This is a genomic window from Nonomuraea sp. NPDC050328 (assembly GCF_044459405.1).
GTDB lineage: Bacteria > Actinomycetota > Actinomycetes > Streptosporangiales > Streptosporangiaceae > Nonomuraea.
On sequence record NZ_JBITIW010000006.1, the window covers coordinates 253,661 to 270,382 of the forward strand.

The window sequence follows — 16,722 nt, forward strand, 5'->3', positions numbered from 1 at the left end:
TGTGCGGTCAGTCGGTCACGTCGGCGCACACGACGTGTGCTCCGATCTCTATCATGCGTCTCTCGCTTCGGGTGTCCGCCACGCGGGCCATCAGGATGGGAGCCTCGCTGGCGGCCAGTTGCGGCAGCCGGGCCCTGACCCCGCGGTGCAGGTCGCGCACGACGTCCTCGGCGGCCGACATGTGCACCTTGACGTGCAGCATGATCCCGGGCGCGCCGGAGGCGGTGCGGGCCTCGGAGATCCACACGTGGTGCACCAGCGGGAAGTCCGCCAGGAGGGTCGCGATCGCCCGGCGCAGCGCGGGCAGGATCGGATGGGTGCACCGCCGGTAACCCGGGTCCACCTGCTGCATCGGGCCGGACAGGTGCGGCCGCGGCGCCGGGATCCACGCCTGCGGCGGCGCGGTGACCGGCGCGGGCAGCGCCTGGGCGAAGGCGGGCGCGTTCCGCGAGACCGTGGCCATGGCCCCGGTCGCGTATGCCGCGGGCACCGCGCCGGACAGGGCCGGCATGGGTCCGGAGCGTACGGCTCGCAGGAAGCGCTGGAGGTCCTCGATGGGCACGGCCGCGGCGGCCGGCCCGGCAGCGTCGATCACGATTTCCCGCACGCCCGTGACCCGCTGGATGTCGAGGATGGTGTCGGCGTCGCACGCCGACAGGGAATGGCTACCGCGGTGCCGCGCGTAGGTGTCCGGCCCGGTGTAGCCGAGCAGCACCCGGTCTCCGGACTGGGTGGTGCCCAGGACCACGGAGCGGTCTGGACGCACGGCCACCAGGACTCCACCGTCGGCGAGCGCGGACAGCAGGCGGTGCGGGTTGCCATGCTGGCGGAGCACGTCGGCGAGAGCGGGGTTCCCGATGCTCATAGGACGAACCCTAGGTAGTCGGCCACGACTTATCAGGCTAATGCCGAATAAAACTCCCGATCAAGACAAAGATGGCCGCGACCTGGATGATCTTGGCATTCGCTGGGTAACGCCCAGATCCTGGGACACTCGTGAACGCGTTCACAAGGCTGGATAGACTCTGGGGGATCCCACGGGGGCCCGTCGAAGTGCCCCTGCCATGTCCGCCCGAAGGATCTCATCAGTGAACAAGCCCGTCGTCCTGGTCGCAGAGGAGCTGTCGGAGGCCGGCCTCGCCGTACTCGCCACGGACTTCGAAGTCCGTCACACCGACGGCGCCGACCGAGCTCAGTTCCTGCCCGCTCTCGCCGACGTGGACGCGCTGATCGTGCGCTCCGCCACGCAGGTGGACGCCGAGGCCATCGCCGCCGCACCGAAGCTCCAGGTGGTCGCCCGCGCGGGCGTCGGCCTGGACAACGTCGACGTCGAGGCCGCAACCAAGGCCGGCGTGATGGTGGTCAACGCGCCGACCTCCAACATCACCAGCGCCGCCGAGCAGACCATCGCGCTCATCCTGGCCAGCGCCCGCAACACCGCCCAGGCGCACGCCGCGCTCAAGAACGGCGAGTGGAAGCGGTCCAAGTACACCGGCGTCGAGCTGGACGAGAAGGTCGTGGCCATCCTCGGCCTGGGCAAGATCGGCCAGCTCGTGGCGCAGCGCCTGCAGCCCTTCGGCGTCGAGCTGATCGCCTACGACCCCTACCTGCCCCCGGCTCGCGCCGCGCAGATGGGCGTGCGCCTGGTCAGCCTGGACGAGGCCATCAAGACCGCCGACTTCATCACCGTGCACCTGCCCAAGTCGAAGGAGACCCTCGGCCTCCTCGGCGACAAGGAACTGCACGAGGTCAAGCCCAACGTGCGGATCATCAACGTGGCGCGCGGCGGCATCGTCGACGAGAACGCCCTCTACACCGCGATCAAGGAGGGCCGGGTCGCCGGCGCCGGTCTCGACGTCTTCTCCAAGGAGCCGATGACCGAGCACCCGCTCTTCGAGCTCGACCAGGTCGTCGTCACCCCGCACCTCGGCGCCTCGACCCACGAGGCCCAGGAGAAGGCCGGCACCCAGGTCGCCCGCAGTGTCAAGCTCGCCCTGGCCGGCGAGTTCGTGCCGGACGCGGTCAACGTCCAGGGCGGCGCGGTCGCCGAGGACGTGAAGCCGGGCCTGCCGCTGGCCGAGAAGCTGGGCCGCGTCTTCACCGCGCTGGCGGGCGAGACCGCGACCAAGCTCGACGTCGAGGTGCGCGGCGAGATCGCCAACCAGGACGTGCGCGTGCTGGAGCTGGCCGCGCTCAAGGGCGTCTTCACCGACGTCATCGAGGAGCAGGTCACCTACGTCAACGCCCCGCTCATCGCCAAGGAGCGCGGCCTGGCGGTGGACCTGGTCACCTCGGAGGAGAGCCCCGACTGGCGCAACGTCGTCACCGTGCGCGGCGTGCTGGCCGACGGCCGCCAGGTCTCGGTCTCGGGCACGCTGTCCGGCCCGCGGCAGATCACCAAGATCGTCGAGGTCAACGGCTACGAGATGGAGATCGAGCCCACCGACCACCTGGCCTTCTTCACCTACGCCGACCGTCCCGGCATCGTCGGCGTGGTCGGCCGCATCCTCGGCGACCACACGGTGAACATCGCCTCGATGCAGGTGGCCCGGGACGTCAAGGGCGGCAAGGCGCTCATCGCGCTGACCGTCGACTCGGCCATCCCGTCGGGCGTGCTCGACCAGATCGTGAGCGAGATCGGCGCCGACAGCGGCCGCTCGGTCGACCTGGCCGACTAGCCACCTGTAGTGCACCACGGCCGGCGGGAACGATCCCGCCGGCCGTTCTGTTGTCCCACCTGCATGTCTCAGCATGCGAGATAGTAGGACATCCTACGAGATTCGCTGTTATCGTGGAGAGCAAGCTGGCAGGTGGAAGCACCACTTCCCTGCCCCGCGCGACAGGTCTGTCCCGAGCGTCCGCGATCCGGAGCCGAGGCCTTCAGACTCTTTCCGTCGTTCGCGATCTTCGAGATGAGACGCACATGTATGACATGTATTCGTGGAACAGCCCTGAGGACACCGAGGACGAGGCCGTCGAGGCCGTCCAGATCGCCCTCGACCGCCGCGACAACGGCGGCCGGCCGCTCGGCTCCTAGAACTCCAGCCGGTACATGATCGCCATCCGGCGCATGACCGGGATCATCCTGGCCGCCTTCGCCAGCAGCCGGTAGGCGAGCCGCACGCGGTCGAACCCGTCGAGGTCGAACGCGCTCACCGCGCTGACGCAGCGCAACGCCGGATGGATCGACTCCAGCTCGGCGGGCCCGTCGACGCCCCAGTAGAGCGTGGCGCCGGCGACCTGGACGGCCTTGTTCACCTTCTGCAGCTTGATCCCGCGCTTGCTGAACCCGTCGAAGACGAGCTGACCCGAGGGGAAGCGCTCCACGATCGCGCGGAACAGCTCCCGGCCGGCCTCCTCCCGGAGGTACATGGTCAGGCCCTCGGCCACGACCAGCACCGGCCGGTCGGCCGGCACCTGTGCGAGCCAGCCGGCCGGCGTCACCGGCGTGGCCAGCAGCGTGTAGTCGCCCTCGCGCTCGGGGAAGACCTTGCGCCTGAGGTCGATGACGTCCGGGTAGTCCACGTCGAACCACCGCACGCCCGGGCCCGGATCGACGCGGAAGACCCGCGTGTCCAGGCCGCACCCCAGGTGCAGCACGGTCGCCTCGGGGTGGGCGGCGAGGAACTCGCGGGTCCAGCCGTCGAAGTGCAGGCTGCGCAGCGCCACGGTGGAGGCGTCGCCGGGCTTGATGCCGACCTTGGAGAAGTCGTGGTCGATCCGGCGGACCGCTTCCAGGGCCATCGTGTCGTGGAGGACGGAGTTGGGCGAGCGAGCGTCCATGGCCTTGCCGTACAGGGTGGCGAGCATGGTGGCCTGCGCGCCGGTGAGCCTGATCCTCTCCATCACTCCACCATAGAACGGGCCAGCGCCAGCGCGCCGAGCAGCGAGGCGTCGTCGGCGAACCGGGCCCGCCGCACCCGCGGCGGGAACGGCACGGTACGGCGGAGCCGCTCCTCCAGCGCGGGCAGGATGACCGGCGCGGCCCCCATGAGCCCGCCGCCGACCACCAGGCATTCCGGGTCGAGGCTCACGCACAGGTTGGCCACGGCCGTGGTCAGGTCGGCCAGCGCCGCCTCCACCAGGTGCGGCAGGACGTCGCCGGCGAAGAGCTCGGCGGCGGTGGTCGGCGTGCCGAGCTCGGCCGAGGCCTGGCGGGCCAGCCCGGCGCCGGAGAAGCGGTCCTCCAGCGGCGCGTGCCCGGCGGCGAAGCCCGGGCTGCCGGGGTCGGTCAGCACGTAGCCGATCTCGCCCGCCGCCCCGTGCGCGCCGGCGAAGACCCGGCCGTCGACGACCAGCGCGGCGGCCAGGCCGGTGCCGAGGTTCAGGTAGAGGCCGCAGGAGACGCCGCGCAGCGCGCCCCAGCGCAGTTCGGCCGCGGCGGCGGCGTTGACGTCGTTGTCGATGGCGACCGGGACCGGCGCGTAGGCCTCGCGCAGCAGCCGGGGCAGTTCGAGGCCGTCCCAGCCGGGCACGTTCGGCGCCAGCCGTACGACGCCCTGGCGGATCACGCCCGTGGTGGAGAAGCCGACCGCGGCCGGGGCCCCGGCCAGGTCGCGGGCGGCGGCCAGCGCGGTGGCCAGGGGATCGTCCCCCGTGCGCAGGCGTACGTGCCCGGCCAGCACGGGGCCGTCGGCGTCGGAGCAGCCAATGGCGATCTTGGTGCCGCCGACGTCGATGCCCAGGACCCGGCTCACCGGCGGGCCACCGAGTCGATCGCCACGGCCAGGACGAGCACGGCGGCGGTCACCATGAAGCGGATGTCGGTGTCGACGCTCAGCAGCAGCATGCCGTTGGTGATCGACTGGATGACCAGGATGCCGAGCAGGGCGTTGTAGGCGCGGCCCCGCCCGCCGAAGAGCGAGGTGCCGCCGATCACCGCGGCGGCGATGGCCATGAGCAGGATGTCGCTGCCGCCGGAGGCCTGGTTGACCGCCGACAGCCGGCTCGCGGCCAGGATGCCGCCGGTCGCGGCCAGCACCGAGGCGAGCGCGAAGGCGAGCACCCGGATGCGGCGCACCGGGATGCCCGCCCGGCGCGCGGCCTCGGCGTCGCCGCCCACGGCGTAGAGCCACCGGCCGAAGACGGTGTGCCGCAACACCGCGTCCAGCCCGATCACCAGGCCGCCGAACAGGACCAGCAGCAGCGGCACCCCGCGGTCGGCGCTCAGCGCGAGCACCGCCCCGGCGAGCAGCAGCGCCTGCACGGCCAGCAGGATCGCCGCCGGCCACGGCGGGTCCACGGGCAGCCCGGCCGCCGCCCGCCGCCGGCGCACCACCAGCACGCCGCCCGCCCGGCCCAGCACCAGCACGGCCACGATCGCCCACGACAGCCACGGCGGCAGCCAGGTGTCGCTGAGCCCGGAGACGAAGCCGGCGAAGTCCAGGTTGATCGTGCCGCCGTCGCCCAGCAGGAACCACATCAGCCCGGCCCAGCCCATCAGCCCGGCCAGCGTGACCACGAAGGACGGCATGCGCAGGGTCGTGTGCATGAGGCCGTGCAGCACGCCGATGGCGGCGGCGGCCAGGAGCGCGACGCCGATGGCGGTCAGCGCGGACCAGCCCTCGCGCACGTGCAGGATGGTCATGACCACCGCGGCCAGGCCGCTGACCGAGCCGACCGACAGGTCGATCTCGCCGAGCAGCAACACCATGATCACGCCGAGCGCGATGGTGCCGGTGGCGGCCAGTTGCAGGGCCAGGTTGGTGAGGTTCTCGGGGGACAGGAAGCGGCTGTTGAGCGACTGCAGGACGGCGGCGATGGCGACCAGGCTGCCGATCGCCGGCCACGGCCCGAGGTCCCCGGCTCTGCCCCTGATCCAACCGGCCTTCAGCTCAGTCATCTGCGGCTCCCGTGATGGCGGCTCCTGTGATGGCGGCTCCTGTGTCGGCGGCTCCTGTGATGGCGGCGACGATCTCCTCCTGGGTGGCTTCCGCGGTGCGGAACTCCCCGGCGTTGCGCCCGAGCCGCAGCACGACCACGCGGTCGCTGACCGCCCGGACGTCGGCCAGGTTGTGCGAGATCACCAGCACGGCCAGCCCGCGCTCGCGCAACCGGCCGATCAGGTCGAGCACCTGGGCGGTCTGCTCGACGCCGAGCGCGGCGGTGGGCTCGTCGAGGATGACCAGGCGAGGCTCGCCGAGCAGGGCGCGGGCGATGGCCACCGACTGGCGCTGCCCGCCGGAGAGCTGGGCGACCGGCACGGTCAGGTCCCGGATCCGCACCTCCAGCCGGGTGAGCAGCTCGCGGGCCCGGCGCTCCATCGCGATGCCGCGGAGCAGCCCGAAGCGGTTCGGCTCGGTGCCGAGGAAGAGGTTGGCGACCACGTCGAGGTTCTCGCAGAGGGCGAGGTCCTGGTAGACGGTGGCGATGCCGAGGGCGCGGGCGTCGTGCGGGCCGGCGATGCGGGCCGGCGAGCCGTCCACGGAGATCGTGCCGCCGTCCGGCGTGATCACGCCGGAGACGACCTTGACCAGGGTGGACTTGCCCGCGCCGTTGTCGCCGACGAGCGCGACGACCTCGCCGGGGCGCAGGTCCAGGCTCGCCCCCGAGAGCGCCTGGACCGCGCCGTAGCGCTTGGTGATCCCGGTGGCGGAGATCACTGCTGCAGGCCCGCCTTCGCGCAGGCGGCCTTGACCTCGGCCGTGCAGATCTGCTCGACGGTGTAGAACCCGTCCTTGACGATCGTGTCCTTGACCTTGTCCGCGGTGACCGCGATGGGGTCGAGCAGGAAGGCCGGGATGTCGGCGGTCCCGTTGTGCACCTTGGCCGGGGCCTGGACCGGGGTGCCCTTGGCCAGGGCCACGGCCAGCTCCGCCGACTTCTCCGCCTCGGCCCGGATGTCCAGGTAGATGGTCATGTACTGCTCGCCGGTGAGGATGCGCTGCACGGCGGCGAGCTCGGCGTCCTGTCCGGTGATCGGCGGCAGGGTCTGGTACCCGGCGCGCTTCATGGCCGCGATGGCGCCGCCCGCCATGCCGTCGTTGGCGCTCAGCACGCCGACGATCCGGTCCTTGCCCAGGGCGGTGATGGCCTGCTCCATCTGCTGCTGCGCCTTGTCGGGGCTCCAGTCGGGGGTGTCGAACTCCCGCCCGACCTTGACCTTGCCCTCCAGGACGCTCTTGGCGCCCTTCTTGTAGTCGGCCGAGCTGGGGTCGGTGGGGGAGCCGTGGATCATCACGATCTCGCCCTGGCCGGCCACGCCCTTGGCGGTCATCGCCTCCAGCAGCGCCTGGCCCTGCATCTCGCCGACGCGGACGTTGTTGAAGGAGACGTAGTAGGCGTAGTCGATGCCGGAGATCAGCCGGTCGTAGGCGATCACCGGGACCTTGCGCTGCTTGGCCTGGTTGACCAGGGGCGCGACCGCGCCGGCGTCCACGGCGTCCAGGACGATCACGTTCGCGCCCTGCGCCAGGGCGGCTTCGACCTGCTGTTGCTGCTTGGCGGCGTCCTGGTCGGCGTTGCCGTACAGGAGCTCGCAGTCGGGGCAGAGCTGCTTGACCTTGGCCTCGAACAGCGGGCGGTCGAAGGCTTCGTACCGGGTGGTCTTGGACTCCGGCAGGAACAGCGCGATCTTGCTGGTCTTGCCGGCCTCGCTGTTCTGGCCTGCCGTACCGGACCCGCAGGCGGTCAGCAGGGCGGCGGCTAAGCAGAGTGCTCCCAGGGCGGCTGTGCGGTGCATCGCCCCTCCTCTCCTATTTGGTAAGAAAGGTAATTTACTATCAACGCGTTGGCTAGACTTCCGCTGTGCTGGGGAATCCGCGGCTGCTCCGCGTGCTGAACGAGCGGCAGCTCCTCGATCGGCTGGCCGCCCACGGTCCCGCCGCCCGCGCGGACCTGGCGAAGGCGACCGGCCTGTCCAAACCGACCGTCTCCGCCGTGCTGGCCGGGCTGGAGGAGGACGGCCTCGTGCACCTGGTGGGCGAGGTCCTGGGCCGGCCCGGGCCGGTCAGCTCGCTCTACGACCTCAACGCCGCCGCCCGGCACGTGGCGGGCATCGACATCGGGCGCGACTGGATCCGGGTGGCCGTCGCCGACCTGCGGGCCGCCTTCGTCGGGCGGACCGACGCACGCAACACCGCCCGCACCTCCGCCGAGCTGGCCGCCTGCGTGGCCGAGCTGACCCGGCAGGCCGCCGCCGAGGCCGGGGTCGAGTGGTCCTCGATCGCCTGCGCGGTGGTCGGGGCGCCGGGCGTCTACGACCCCGCGGCCGGGCTGCTCTCCCTCGCCCCCAACCTGCCCGGTCCTGACCTGGGCGAACGGCTGGCCGCCGCGCTCGGCGTCGAGCTGGTCATCGAGAACGACATCAACCTCGCCGCGGTCGGCGAGATGGCGTACGGCGAGGGCCGCGGCAAGGCCAACTTCGCGCTGGTCTCGGTCGGCACCGGCGTCGGGATGGGCATCGTCATCAACGGCGAGCTCTACGTCGGCGCCCGCGGAGCGGCCGGCGAGGTGTCCTACCTGCCGGCCGCCGAGGCGCCCGAGGGCGACGAGACCCTGGAGCGCGGCGCCACCGAGACGGTCGCCGCCGCGCCCGGCGTGGTGCGCGCCGCCCAGGCCGCCGGGCTGCGGCTGGACAGCGCCCGCGAGGTCTTCGCCGCCGCGGCAGGGGGCGACCCGGTCGCGTTGTCGGTGGTCGACGGCGAGGGCCGGCGGATCGGCGGGCTGCTGGTCGCGGTGGCGGCCGTGCTCGACCCGGAGGTGATCGTGCTCACCGGCGGCGTCGGGCACAACCTCGACCTGCTCGGGCGCTCCATCCAGCGGCGGATCGCCGAGCTGGGGCCTCTGCGGCCCCAGGTGGTGGCCAGCGCGCTGGGCGACAGCGGGGTGCTGCTGGGCGCGGTCGCCCACGCCAAGGCCCGGGCCTGGGAGTTGATCTTCGAGCTCAGAGGCTCGCGGTAGGCATCGTCTCGGCGGGCTTGGCCTTCTGCTTCAGCAGGGCCGCCCAGAGCGCGACGCCCTTGGGGTCGGGCCGGACCGCGCCGACGAAGGCGCCGCGCCGCCAGCCGCTGAGCCGCTCCTCCTTGACCACGTCACCGGAGTGCGGGGCGTGCACCATGTACCCGGGGCGGCTGATCATGCCCACGTGCCCGAGGCCGGAGAAGAAGACCATGTCGCCCGGCTTGAGCTCCTTCCAGGAGATCTTCCTGCCGAAGGCGGAGTACTGCTGGGCCGCGGTGCGGGGCAGCTCGATGCCCGCGCTCTCGTAGGCGCGGAGCATGAGTCCGGAGCAGTCGTAGCCGCGGTCGGAGGTCCCGCCCCAGACGTACGGCACGCCCCGCTTGGACATGGCGTAGGTGAGGGCCTTCTTCCAGGCGGGCGGCTTGACGGCCCGGTCGCGCACCTCCTTGACCTGGGCGGCGTCCAGTGTGATGCTGGCGGCCTTCTCCGGCGTGCTGCCCGCGCCGGCCGAGGCGTGGGCCGGGGCCGGGGTGGCGGCGAGCGCCAGCGGGAGGGCGAGGGCGGCGAGAACGAGGCGAGACAGGGGAGGGTCCTTCCACGCGGCCGACCGGGTTAGCTGACGGGCTCGGGCCTGGAAGTCGGCCCTACACGAAGGGATTCGCCCCATGAAGAAAGGTGGGTCCCCGGCTCTGTCACGGACGTGACGGATTAGGCTCGTGGGACTCTAACGAAAGGGTCAAAAGGTCGCAAATCGGACAAAAAGCCGTGTCCGCCTTTTGAGATCGGTTGTTCGCAGGGCGAGACAGGGGGGTAGGGTACGTTCTCATGGAGTCGCGCAACATTCGTCTGGCCGTGATCCCCGGAGACGGGATCGGCACCGAAGTCGTCGCCGAAGGACTGAAGGTCCTCAACGCGACCGGTGTCAAGATCGAGACCACCCACTACGACCTGGGTGCCGCTCGCTACCACCGCACCGGCGAAGTGCTGCCCGACGCCACTCTCGACGAGCTGCGCGGCTACGACGCGATCCTGCTCGGCGCGGTCGGCGACCCCAGCGTGCCGCCGGGCGTCCTGGAGCGCGACCTGCTGCTCAAGCTCCGCTTCGAGCTCGACCACTACGTCAACCTCCGGCCCGTGAAGTTGTTCCCGGGCGTCGAGACGCCGCTGGCCGGCGTCACGCCGGAGGACATCGACATGGTGGTCGTCCGTGAGGGCACCGAGAGCCTCTACGCGGGCGCCGGCGGCGTGCTGCGCAAGGGCACCCCGCACGAGATCGCCACCCAGGAGTCGCTCAACACCGCCTTCGGCGTGGAGCGCGTGGTCCGCTACGCCTTCGCCAAGGCCGCCGAGCGGCCCCGCAAGAAGCTCACCCTGGTCCACAAGACCAACGTCCTCACCTTCGCCGGCGACCTGTGGGCCCGCACCGTCAAGCGGGTCGCCGCCGACTTCCCCGAGGTCACCACCGACTACCAGCACATCGACGCCGCCTCGATGTTCTTCGTCACCGACCCAGGCCGCTTCGACGTGATCGTCACCGACAACCTCTTCGGCGACATCATCACCGACATCGGCGCCGCCATCGCCGGTGGCATCGGCCTGGCCGCCAGCGGCAACGTCAACCCCGACCGCACCGCGCCGAGCATGTTCGAGCCCGTCCACGGCAGCGCGCCCGACATCGCCGGCCAGGGCAAGGCCGACCCGACCGCGACCATCCTCTCCATCGCCATGCTCCTCGAGCACCTCGGGCTGACCGCCGAGGCCGAGCGCGTCGAGCAGGCCGTCGCCGCCGACATCCTCGAGCGGAGCGGCGGCCGGGTGCGCGGCACCCAGGAGATCGGTGACGACATCACCGCACGAGTAGCCGGCGGCGCCTAGCCGTACCCGGCCGGGCGCCCTTCGCGCTCCGGCCTGCCTGCCCTACGAACGCCTGGTGGCCGCAGCCACCAGGCGTTTTTGGTATAGATGCCGCTACATCCCAGATACTGGACATAAGCCCGCCTCGCGAAAGAAGGACTCCGCCATGACGCTCAGCTTCGACGTGCAACTCTCCGACCGCGCGCGCACCGCGGCCGAGCGCGACCAGATACTCGCGGCGCCCGGCTTCGGTCAGCACTTCACCGACCACATGATCTCGATCGACTTCACCGAGGAGCTCGGCTGGCACAACGCGCGGCTCGAGCCGTACGGGCCGTTGACGCTCGACCCGGCGACCTCGGTCTTCCACTACGCGCAGGAGCTCTTCGAGGGGCTCAAGGCCTACCGCCAGAGCAACGGCTCCATCGTGGCCTTCCGCCCGTACGCCAACGCGGCGCGCTTCAACAAGTCCTGCGCCCGCATGGCCATGCCCGAGGTGCCCGAGGAGACCTTCGTCGAGGCGCTCGAACTGCTCGTCCAGACCGACCGCGACTGGGTGCCGACCACCGAGGGCCACTCGCTCTACCTGCGGCCCTTCATCATCGCCACCCAGGTCGGGCTGGGCGTGAACTACCCGTCCAAGCAGTACCGCTTCATGGTCATCGCCTCACCGGCCGCCTCCTACTTCGCCGGCGGCATCAAGCCGGTCTCGGTCTGGCTGTCCACCGAGTACACCCGCGCGGCGCCCGGCGGCACCGGCGCGGCCAAGTGCGGCGGCAACTACGCGGCGGCCTTCGTCGCCCAGCGCCAGGCCGTCGAGCAGGGCTGCGACCAGGTGGTGTGGCTCGACTCCAACGAGCACCGCTATGTCGAGGAGATGGGGGGCATGAACCTGTTCTTCGTCTTCGGGAACAAGCTGATGACCCCGTCGTTGACCGGCACGCTGCTGCCGGGCATCACCCGTGACTCCATCTTGAACCTCGCCGCCGAGCTGGGCCTGGAGGCCGAGGAAGGCCGGCTGTCGATCGAGGAGTGGCAGGCCGGGTGCGAGTCGGGCGAGCTGACCGAGGTCTTCGCCTGCGGCACCGCCGCCGTGGTCACCCCGGTCGGCACCGTCAAGGGCGCCGACCGGGCTTGGGTCGTGGGTGACGGGACCCCCGGCGAGGTGACCATGCGGGTGCGTGAGGAGCTGCTGGGCATCCAGTACGGCACGCGTCCCGACCACCACAGCTGGGTCCACAAGATCGCTTGAGCTCACTGACCGGTACGGCGGGGCTCCACCGGGGGCTCCGTCGCGTACCGCAGCAGCACCACGTTCCCCGAGTCGGCCCAGGTCCGGACGCCGAGCAGGCGCAGCCGTACGGTCTCCGAGACCTGGAAGGCGGGCGTCCCGGCGCCCAGCAGGACCGGCCCCACCATCACATGCACCTCGTCGACCAGGCCCGCTTCGAGCAGGTCGTTCCAGACGGTGAAGCTGCCGAACACGGTGATGTCGCCGCCGCCCTCCCGCTTCAGCTCGGCGACCGTCCCGTGTGCCGCCTTCCGCGCCACGACCTGCGTGCTCGACCGCCAGGGCTCGGTCTCCTCCGGGCGCAGGCTGTCGGAGAACACGATCTTGCGGACGCCGGCGTTGATCCGGGCGATCTCGACGTGGACCCGCTGCTGCTCCGGCTCACCGGGCAGCACCTCGGCGGCGTGCGCCGGGTCGGTCATCGCCGGCCAGAAGCCCACGAAGCCCTCGAAGGTCTCGCGCCCGAACAGCAGCACGTCCGTGCCGCGCAGGCGCTCCAGGTTGTGGGAGTCGAAGGCGTGGTCCATGGGCATCGCCAGGACGTCACGGCCGGGGCACTCCATCCGGCCGTCCAAAGAGACGATGGCGACGACGATCAGCTTGCGCATGGTGATTCCTCTCCAGGTGGTCCTGCCCGGGCAGAGACACCGGAGGCGCCTGACTCATCGCTCGGACGCGGAAAACTTTCGCGGCACGGGAAAGCTGCCGAGCACCCGAGGATCCAGCCAGGTGACGATCTCCCCGACCGATGCGGCGGGAACCCGTGCGGCGGCCGATGACCCTGAACGAACCCGCAACACACCGACCGCAGCCACCTCCCCCTCCTGGTAGAACGCCATCCCCCACCCGCCGTTGACGGAAACCGGCACCACCCGCCACCGGCTCGCGAACACCCGCTCGGCCAGGAACCGCCCCACCGTCTCCCGCCCCTCGAACCAGGCGGGCAACGGCGGCATGATGAACCGCACATCGTCGGTCAGCAACTCCACCAGCCCGTCCACATCCCCGCGCTCCCAAGCCCGGACGAACGCCTTCAGCACCTCACCCTGGCCGGGAACCTCCACCTCGCCCCGCTCCGGCACCCGCTCCCCGACGCTCCTCCTGGCCCGCTGGAGCGAACTGTTCACCGCCGCCGTCGTGCTCCCGAGCAACCCCGCCACCTCGGCCGCCGGGTACTCCAGCACCTCCCGCAGGACCAGCACCGCCCGCTGGAACGGCGGCAGGTGCTGCAACGCCGCCACGAAGGCCAGCTCGACCCCCTCCCGCAGCAGGTAGCTCTCCTCCGGCCCGGCCGCCGGGTCCGGCCACGGCTCCAGCCACACCGGCCCCGGCACGACCTCGCCCAGGTCGTGCACGTCCTGACGCGGCGGCCCGTGGTCAGGGGACAGCAGCCGCCGGGGTCGCTTCGACGCCAGGCGCAGGCAGGCGTGGGTGGCGATCCGGTAGAGCCACGTGCGAACCGAACTGCGCCCCTCGAACCCGGCCAGCCCGCGCCACGCGCTGAGCAGGACCTCCTGCACCGCGTCCTCGGCGTCGTGGGGCGAGCCCAGCATCCGGTAGCAGTGCGCGGCCAGCTCACGCCGGTAGGGGGCGACCAAACGCCCGAATGCCGCCTCATCACCCGCCCGCGCCGCCGCCAGCAGCTCGCCGTCCATGAATCGAGCGTAGCCAGCCGCTTCAAGCCCCTGTAATGACTACTCATCGTAATGATAAGATTCCCCACGGTTATCGGCCTGAGAGTCAGGCCGAGGTCAAGCCGAGGGAGGCGTGCATGCCCGGATACGTCATCGCCGCAGCGAGCGCGATCGCCGTAGTCGTGATCTCCAGCCTCCTGATCCGCCGCCTGCGGGCGGCGAGTGACGACGGCGACCCCGGCGGCCCGACCGCCGGCCACTCCGGCTCGATGATCTCGGCGCTCTTCCTGATCGCCTTCGCCATCGCCATCGTCGTCCCCTGGACCACCGCCGACGCCGCGCGGCTCAACACCTACGCCGAGACGCAGGCGATCGCCGAGGCCTCCTGGTCGGCCGCCGCCCTGCCCGACACCACCGGCGCGGGCATCCAGGCCGGGCTGCGCGACTACACCATGTTCGTGCGCGACGCCGAATGGCCGCTCATGGCCGAGGGGCAGCTCAGCCCCGAGGGCTGGTCGCGGCTGGAGACGCTCCGCCGCAACGCCACCGCGCTGGAGGTCGAGGGCGACGACGCCGAAGAGGCCCGCACCGCCGTGCTCCAGCACATCAGCGAGATCTCCTCCGCGCGCCGGCAGCGGGCCATGGACGCCGCCGCCTCGCCGCCCTCCGGTCTGCTCGTGGTCACCATCATGACCGGGCTGGCCGTCGTCGTGCTGCCGCTGCTGTCCGGGGCGCGGCCGCGCGGCATGACGCTGGTGCCGCTCGGGCTGATGGGCGCGCTGCTCGGGATGGGCATCTTCCTGACCATCGACATCTCGCGCGTCTTCGCCGGGGCGCTCGCGGTCGGGCCCGACGCCTTCACCAGCCTGCTGGCCGAGCTGCAGCGCATCTCGTGGAGCGCCTGACCATGCGGGTGGTCCTCGCCCTGCTCGCCCTCCTGCTCGCCGCCTCCGTGACCGCCTCGGGGGCGCTGGCGGACACCCCGCCGACCGACGGCGACGGCGACGGCGGTGGCGGGTCGCCGCTGGTCGAGGCGGAGGTGGAGGTCGGGGTGATCTCGCTCTGCCTCGACGTCAAGGTGCTGGTGCACGTCAAGGTCGCCCTCGGGTGTCCGGGGCAGCAGCCGCCGGTGAAACCGACGCCTTCGCCTCCGGTTGAGCCGCCGCCTCCGGTGAAGCCTCCGCCTCCGGTGAAGCCGACGCCCGCGAAGCCGACTCCGGTGAAGCCGACGCCTGCTCAGCCGAAGCCGCCGCCACCTCCCGTGCCTACGCCGACCCCGCCGCCCGCGGTCGAGCCGACTCCTGCGCCCGTCCCGCCGCCGAGGGTCCGGGTCGCTCCGCCGTACCGGCCGCGGCCGGTGCCGCTGGTCCGGAAGAGCAGCCCGACGCCCACGCCGAAGCCCACGCCCACGGTGGTGGCCCAGCCGGTGCGCCGCCCGCTGCCGCCGCCCGCCGAGCCGCTGCGGCGGCGCAACCCGCTGGCCACCGTGATCGTGGTGGTCGTGCTCGTGTCGGCCATCGCCACGGCCACCGCGCTCGCCTTCGCGCGGTGACCCCGGCGGGCCTGGCTAACGCTTGCGGATGAGCGTCACTCCGTCCCGGATCGGGAGGATGACGCTCGTCACCCGCGGGTCGTTCATCACCAGGTCGTTGAACTGCCGGATCTCCTCAGTGGCCGGGTCGGAGTTGGCCGGGTCGGCCACCCGGCCGCTCCACAACGTGTTGTCGGCCAGGATCACCCCGCCCGTGTCCATCCGCTCCATCAGCAACTCGTAGTAGCCCGGGTAGTTGCCCTTGTCGGCGTCGATGAACGCCAGGCCCACCGGGCCCTTCAGGTCGCGCAGCGTCTCCAGCGCCGGGCCGACGGTCAGCTCGATCTTGTCCGTCACCCCCGCGTGCTCCCAGTACCGGCGGGCGATCGCCGTCCACTCCTCGCTGACGTCGTAACAGTGCAGGTGGCCGCGGCCGAGCCCGCGCGCGATGCAGATCGACGAGTACCCGGTGAAGGTCCCCACCTCGACGGCCACGTACGGGTCGACGAGCTGGGTGATCGTGGTGAGAAAGCGTCCCTGATCGGCCGAGATCTGCATGCTCGCGCTGCGTCCCGCGACCCTGGCGGTCTCCTCCGCCAGCTCGACCAGGAATTCGTCCTCACGGGTGGTGTGGTCCAGAATGTACTGCTCGACAGCCGGATCGATGAAGGTCATGGACGCAGCATAGGGAGCGATTGTGGTCAAGCGAGTAGCCGTGGCCTTGGTGGCGGTAGCCGTACTCATCGGGGCATTGGTGCTGCAGCGGTCAGATCCCGCCGCGGAAGCGGCGGCCACCCCGCTGACCAGGCAGGCCGACGGCTCATTGGTGCTGGCCAAGGCCGGGGTGACCGAGCCGGTGCTGGACCTCTACGAGGATTTCGACTGCCCCGTCTGCCGTGACCTGCACGCGAAGGTCAACGTGACGTTGCTCAAGATGGCCTCCGAGGGGCGGATCAAGCTCGTCTTCCACCCCGCGACGATCTTCACCGACGAGCCCATGCGCTCCAACTCCATCCGCGCCGCGGCCGCCGCCCGCTGCGTGCCCGTGGAGAGCTGGCTCGCCTACCGCGAGCAGTTGTACGGCATGCAGCCCGCCCCGCACGGCACCGCCAGCGGCTTCACCGTGGACGAACTCGTCGCCGCCGGCAAGACCGCGGGCGTGCAGAGCCCCGGCTTCGACTCCTGCGTGCGCAGCCAGGAACGCGCCGAAGGCCACCTCAAGGACAACCCCACCCTCGAAGGCACCCCGACCGTCCTGCTCAACGGGCAGGCCCTCGGCAACCTCGCCTTCGACCCCCAGGCGCTGGAGCAGCTCGTCACCCAGCTCAACGGCCCGTATCTCGAATCCTGAGATCCGTGTGCCAGATGGTGAATCGATGTGGCAGACTCGGGAGCATCATGTTCTACGGTCTGCTCATTATCGGCAGGCGCGCTGGCTAAAAGGGACACCGCCAGCGCGCAGACCTCTCACGTCCGTGAGGGGTCTTTTGTTTTTCCACGAACTGCTCGCT

At 71.3% G+C, this 16,722-nt stretch carries 17 protein-coding genes and 1 riboswitch; of the genes, 7 read left to right on the forward strand and 10 right to left on the reverse strand.

The annotated features are described in order from the left end of the window. Positions 1 to 7: 7 nt before the first annotated feature. Positions 8 to 865 carry a hypothetical protein gene (locus tag ACIBG7_RS23805; protein WP_357926395.1) on the reverse strand — a complete coding sequence of 286 codons (858 nt, stop codon included), beginning with the start codon at positions 863 to 865 and terminating at the stop codon, positions 8 to 10. A gap of 223 nt (positions 866 to 1,088) precedes the next feature. Here ACIBG7_RS23805 and serA point away from each other — a divergent pair, with 223 nt between their 5' ends. Then, positions 1,089 to 2,678 carry a phosphoglycerate dehydrogenase gene (gene serA, locus ACIBG7_RS23810; RefSeq protein WP_357926393.1) on the forward strand — a complete coding sequence of 530 codons (1,590 nt, stop codon included), beginning with the start codon at positions 1,089 to 1,091 and terminating at the stop codon, positions 2,676 to 2,678. Between the two features lie 355 nt (positions 2,679 to 3,033). Here serA and ACIBG7_RS23815 read toward each other — a convergent pair whose 3' ends face one another. Genes ACIBG7_RS23815 through ACIBG7_RS23835 form a run of 5 tightly spaced genes read right to left on the reverse strand, consistent with a single transcriptional unit; the run spans position 3,034 to position 7,681 of the window. Continuing rightward, complete coding sequence (locus ACIBG7_RS23815; RefSeq protein WP_397337620.1) at positions 3,034 to 3,846, reverse strand: class I SAM-dependent methyltransferase; 813 nt, start codon at positions 3,844 to 3,846, stop codon at positions 3,034 to 3,036. Continuing rightward, a complete protein-coding gene (locus ACIBG7_RS23820; protein WP_397337621.1) occupies positions 3,846 to 4,697 on the reverse strand; it encodes an ROK family protein in 852 nt (283 codons plus the stop codon). The genes ACIBG7_RS23815 and ACIBG7_RS23820 overlap by 1 nt, the downstream gene beginning before the upstream one ends. After that, a complete protein-coding gene (locus tag ACIBG7_RS23825) occupies positions 4,694 to 5,842 on the reverse strand; it encodes a sugar ABC transporter permease (protein ID WP_357926386.1) in 1,149 nt (382 codons plus the stop codon). Before ACIBG7_RS23825 ends, ACIBG7_RS23820 begins: the two co-directional genes overlap by 4 nt. Beyond that, entirely contained in the window at positions 5,835 to 6,602 is a 768-nt protein-coding gene (locus tag ACIBG7_RS23830; protein WP_397337622.1) for an ATP-binding cassette domain-containing protein, read from the reverse strand. Before ACIBG7_RS23830 ends, ACIBG7_RS23825 begins: the two co-directional genes overlap by 8 nt. Then, positions 6,599 to 7,681, reverse strand: coding sequence for a sugar ABC transporter substrate-binding protein (locus ACIBG7_RS23835; RefSeq protein WP_397337623.1), 1,083 nt, complete (start codon positions 7,679 to 7,681; stop codon positions 6,599 to 6,601). Before ACIBG7_RS23835 ends, ACIBG7_RS23830 begins: the two co-directional genes overlap by 4 nt. 65 nt (positions 7,682 to 7,746) lie before the next feature. Between ACIBG7_RS23835 and ACIBG7_RS23840 the strand changes: the two genes are divergently transcribed. Then, the gene (locus ACIBG7_RS23840) at positions 7,747 to 8,901 is read left to right on the forward strand and encodes an ROK family protein (protein ID WP_397337624.1); all 1,155 of its coding nucleotides are present in this window, start codon (positions 7,747 to 7,749) and stop codon (positions 8,899 to 8,901) included. Here the strand turns inward: ACIBG7_RS23840 and ACIBG7_RS23845 are convergent. Beyond that, on the reverse strand, positions 8,885 to 9,343 hold the full coding sequence (locus tag ACIBG7_RS23845; RefSeq protein ID WP_397337625.1) for a C40 family peptidase: 459 nt from the start codon (positions 9,341 to 9,343) through the stop codon (positions 8,885 to 8,887). The genes ACIBG7_RS23840 and ACIBG7_RS23845 overlap by 17 nt on opposite strands. A 144-nt stretch (positions 9,344 to 9,487) precedes the next feature. Then, positions 9,488 to 9,626, reverse strand: a riboswitch (cyclic di-AMP (ydaO/yuaA leader). Between the two features lie 100 nt (positions 9,627 to 9,726). Between ACIBG7_RS23845 and ACIBG7_RS23850 the strand changes: the two genes are divergently transcribed. Both ACIBG7_RS23850 and ACIBG7_RS23855 read left to right on the forward strand, forming a co-directional pair. After that, positions 9,727 to 10,776, forward strand: a complete 1,050-nt coding sequence (locus tag ACIBG7_RS23850) for a 3-isopropylmalate dehydrogenase (RefSeq protein ID WP_397337626.1) — start codon at positions 9,727 to 9,729, stop codon at positions 10,774 to 10,776. 145 nt (positions 10,777 to 10,921) lie between these two features. Beyond that, a complete protein-coding gene (locus ACIBG7_RS23855) occupies positions 10,922 to 12,007 on the forward strand; it encodes a branched-chain amino acid aminotransferase (RefSeq protein WP_397337627.1) in 1,086 nt (361 codons plus the stop codon). A gap of 2 nt (positions 12,008 to 12,009) precedes the next feature. Here ACIBG7_RS23855 and ACIBG7_RS23860 read toward each other — a convergent pair whose 3' ends face one another. Together ACIBG7_RS23860 and ACIBG7_RS23865 are read right to left on the reverse strand one after the other, a co-directional pair. Beyond that, the gene (locus ACIBG7_RS23860) at positions 12,010 to 12,654 is read right to left on the reverse strand and encodes a dihydrofolate reductase family protein (RefSeq protein WP_397337628.1); all 645 of its coding nucleotides are present in this window, start codon (positions 12,652 to 12,654) and stop codon (positions 12,010 to 12,012) included. A 54-nt stretch (positions 12,655 to 12,708) separates the two neighbouring features. Continuing rightward, positions 12,709 to 13,701, reverse strand: coding sequence for an RNA polymerase subunit sigma-70 (locus ACIBG7_RS23865; RefSeq protein ID WP_397337629.1), 993 nt, complete (start codon positions 13,699 to 13,701; stop codon positions 12,709 to 12,711). 116 nt (positions 13,702 to 13,817) lie between these two features. Between ACIBG7_RS23865 and ACIBG7_RS23870 the strand changes: the two genes are divergently transcribed. Both ACIBG7_RS23870 and ACIBG7_RS23875 read left to right on the forward strand, forming a co-directional pair. Then, positions 13,818 to 14,585, forward strand: coding sequence for a hypothetical protein (locus ACIBG7_RS23870; protein WP_357926365.1), 768 nt, complete (start codon positions 13,818 to 13,820; stop codon positions 14,583 to 14,585). After that, positions 14,573 to 15,232, forward strand: coding sequence for a hypothetical protein (locus tag ACIBG7_RS23875; protein WP_397337630.1), 660 nt, complete (start codon positions 14,573 to 14,575; stop codon positions 15,230 to 15,232). Before ACIBG7_RS23870 ends, ACIBG7_RS23875 begins: the two co-directional genes overlap by 13 nt. 15 nt (positions 15,233 to 15,247) lie before the next feature. On the opposite strand, the gene ACIBG7_RS23880 is transcribed toward ACIBG7_RS23875, so the two are convergent. Beyond that, positions 15,248 to 15,886 (reverse strand): O-methyltransferase, encoded by a 639-nt coding sequence (locus ACIBG7_RS23880; protein WP_357926360.1) that lies wholly within the window; start codon positions 15,884 to 15,886, stop codon positions 15,248 to 15,250. A gap of 22 nt (positions 15,887 to 15,908) precedes the next feature. On the opposite strand from ACIBG7_RS23880, the gene ACIBG7_RS23885 reads away from it, so the two are divergent. Continuing rightward, complete coding sequence (locus ACIBG7_RS23885) at positions 15,909 to 16,562, forward strand: thioredoxin domain-containing protein (protein ID WP_357926358.1); 654 nt, start codon at positions 15,909 to 15,911, stop codon at positions 16,560 to 16,562. Positions 16,563 to 16,722 lie beyond the last annotated feature (160 nt).

Coding starts and splice junctions, on each gene's coding strand:
- ACIBG7_RS23835 (WP_397337623.1), bottom strand. CDS start 7,681: ATGCACCGCACAGCCGCCCTGGGAGCACTCTGCTTAGCCGCCGCCCTG.
- ACIBG7_RS23855 (WP_397337627.1), top strand. CDS start 10,922: ATGACGCTCAGCTTCGACGTGCAACTCTCCGACCGCGCGCGCACCGCG.
- ACIBG7_RS23880 (WP_357926360.1), bottom strand. CDS start 15,886: ATGACCTTCATCGATCCGGCTGTCGAGCAGTACATTCTGGACCACACC.
- ACIBG7_RS23870 (WP_357926365.1), top strand. CDS start 13,818: ATGCCCGGATACGTCATCGCCGCAGCGAGCGCGATCGCCGTAGTCGTG.
- ACIBG7_RS23815 (WP_397337620.1), bottom strand. CDS start 3,846: ATGGAGAGGATCAGGCTCACCGGCGCGCAGGCCACCATGCTCGCCACC.
- ACIBG7_RS23805 (WP_357926395.1), bottom strand. CDS start 865: ATGAGCATCGGGAACCCCGCTCTCGCCGACGTGCTCCGCCAGCATGGC.
- ACIBG7_RS23865 (WP_397337629.1), bottom strand. CDS start 13,701: ATGGACGGCGAGCTGCTGGCGGCGGCGCGGGCGGGTGATGAGGCGGCA.
- ACIBG7_RS23825 (WP_357926386.1), bottom strand. CDS start 5,842: ATGACTGAGCTGAAGGCCGGTTGGATCAGGGGCAGAGCCGGGGACCTC.
- ACIBG7_RS23860 (WP_397337628.1), bottom strand. CDS start 12,654: ATGCGCAAGCTGATCGTCGTCGCCATCGTCTCTTTGGACGGCCGGATG.
- ACIBG7_RS23850 (WP_397337626.1), top strand. CDS start 9,727: ATGGAGTCGCGCAACATTCGTCTGGCCGTGATCCCCGGAGACGGGATC.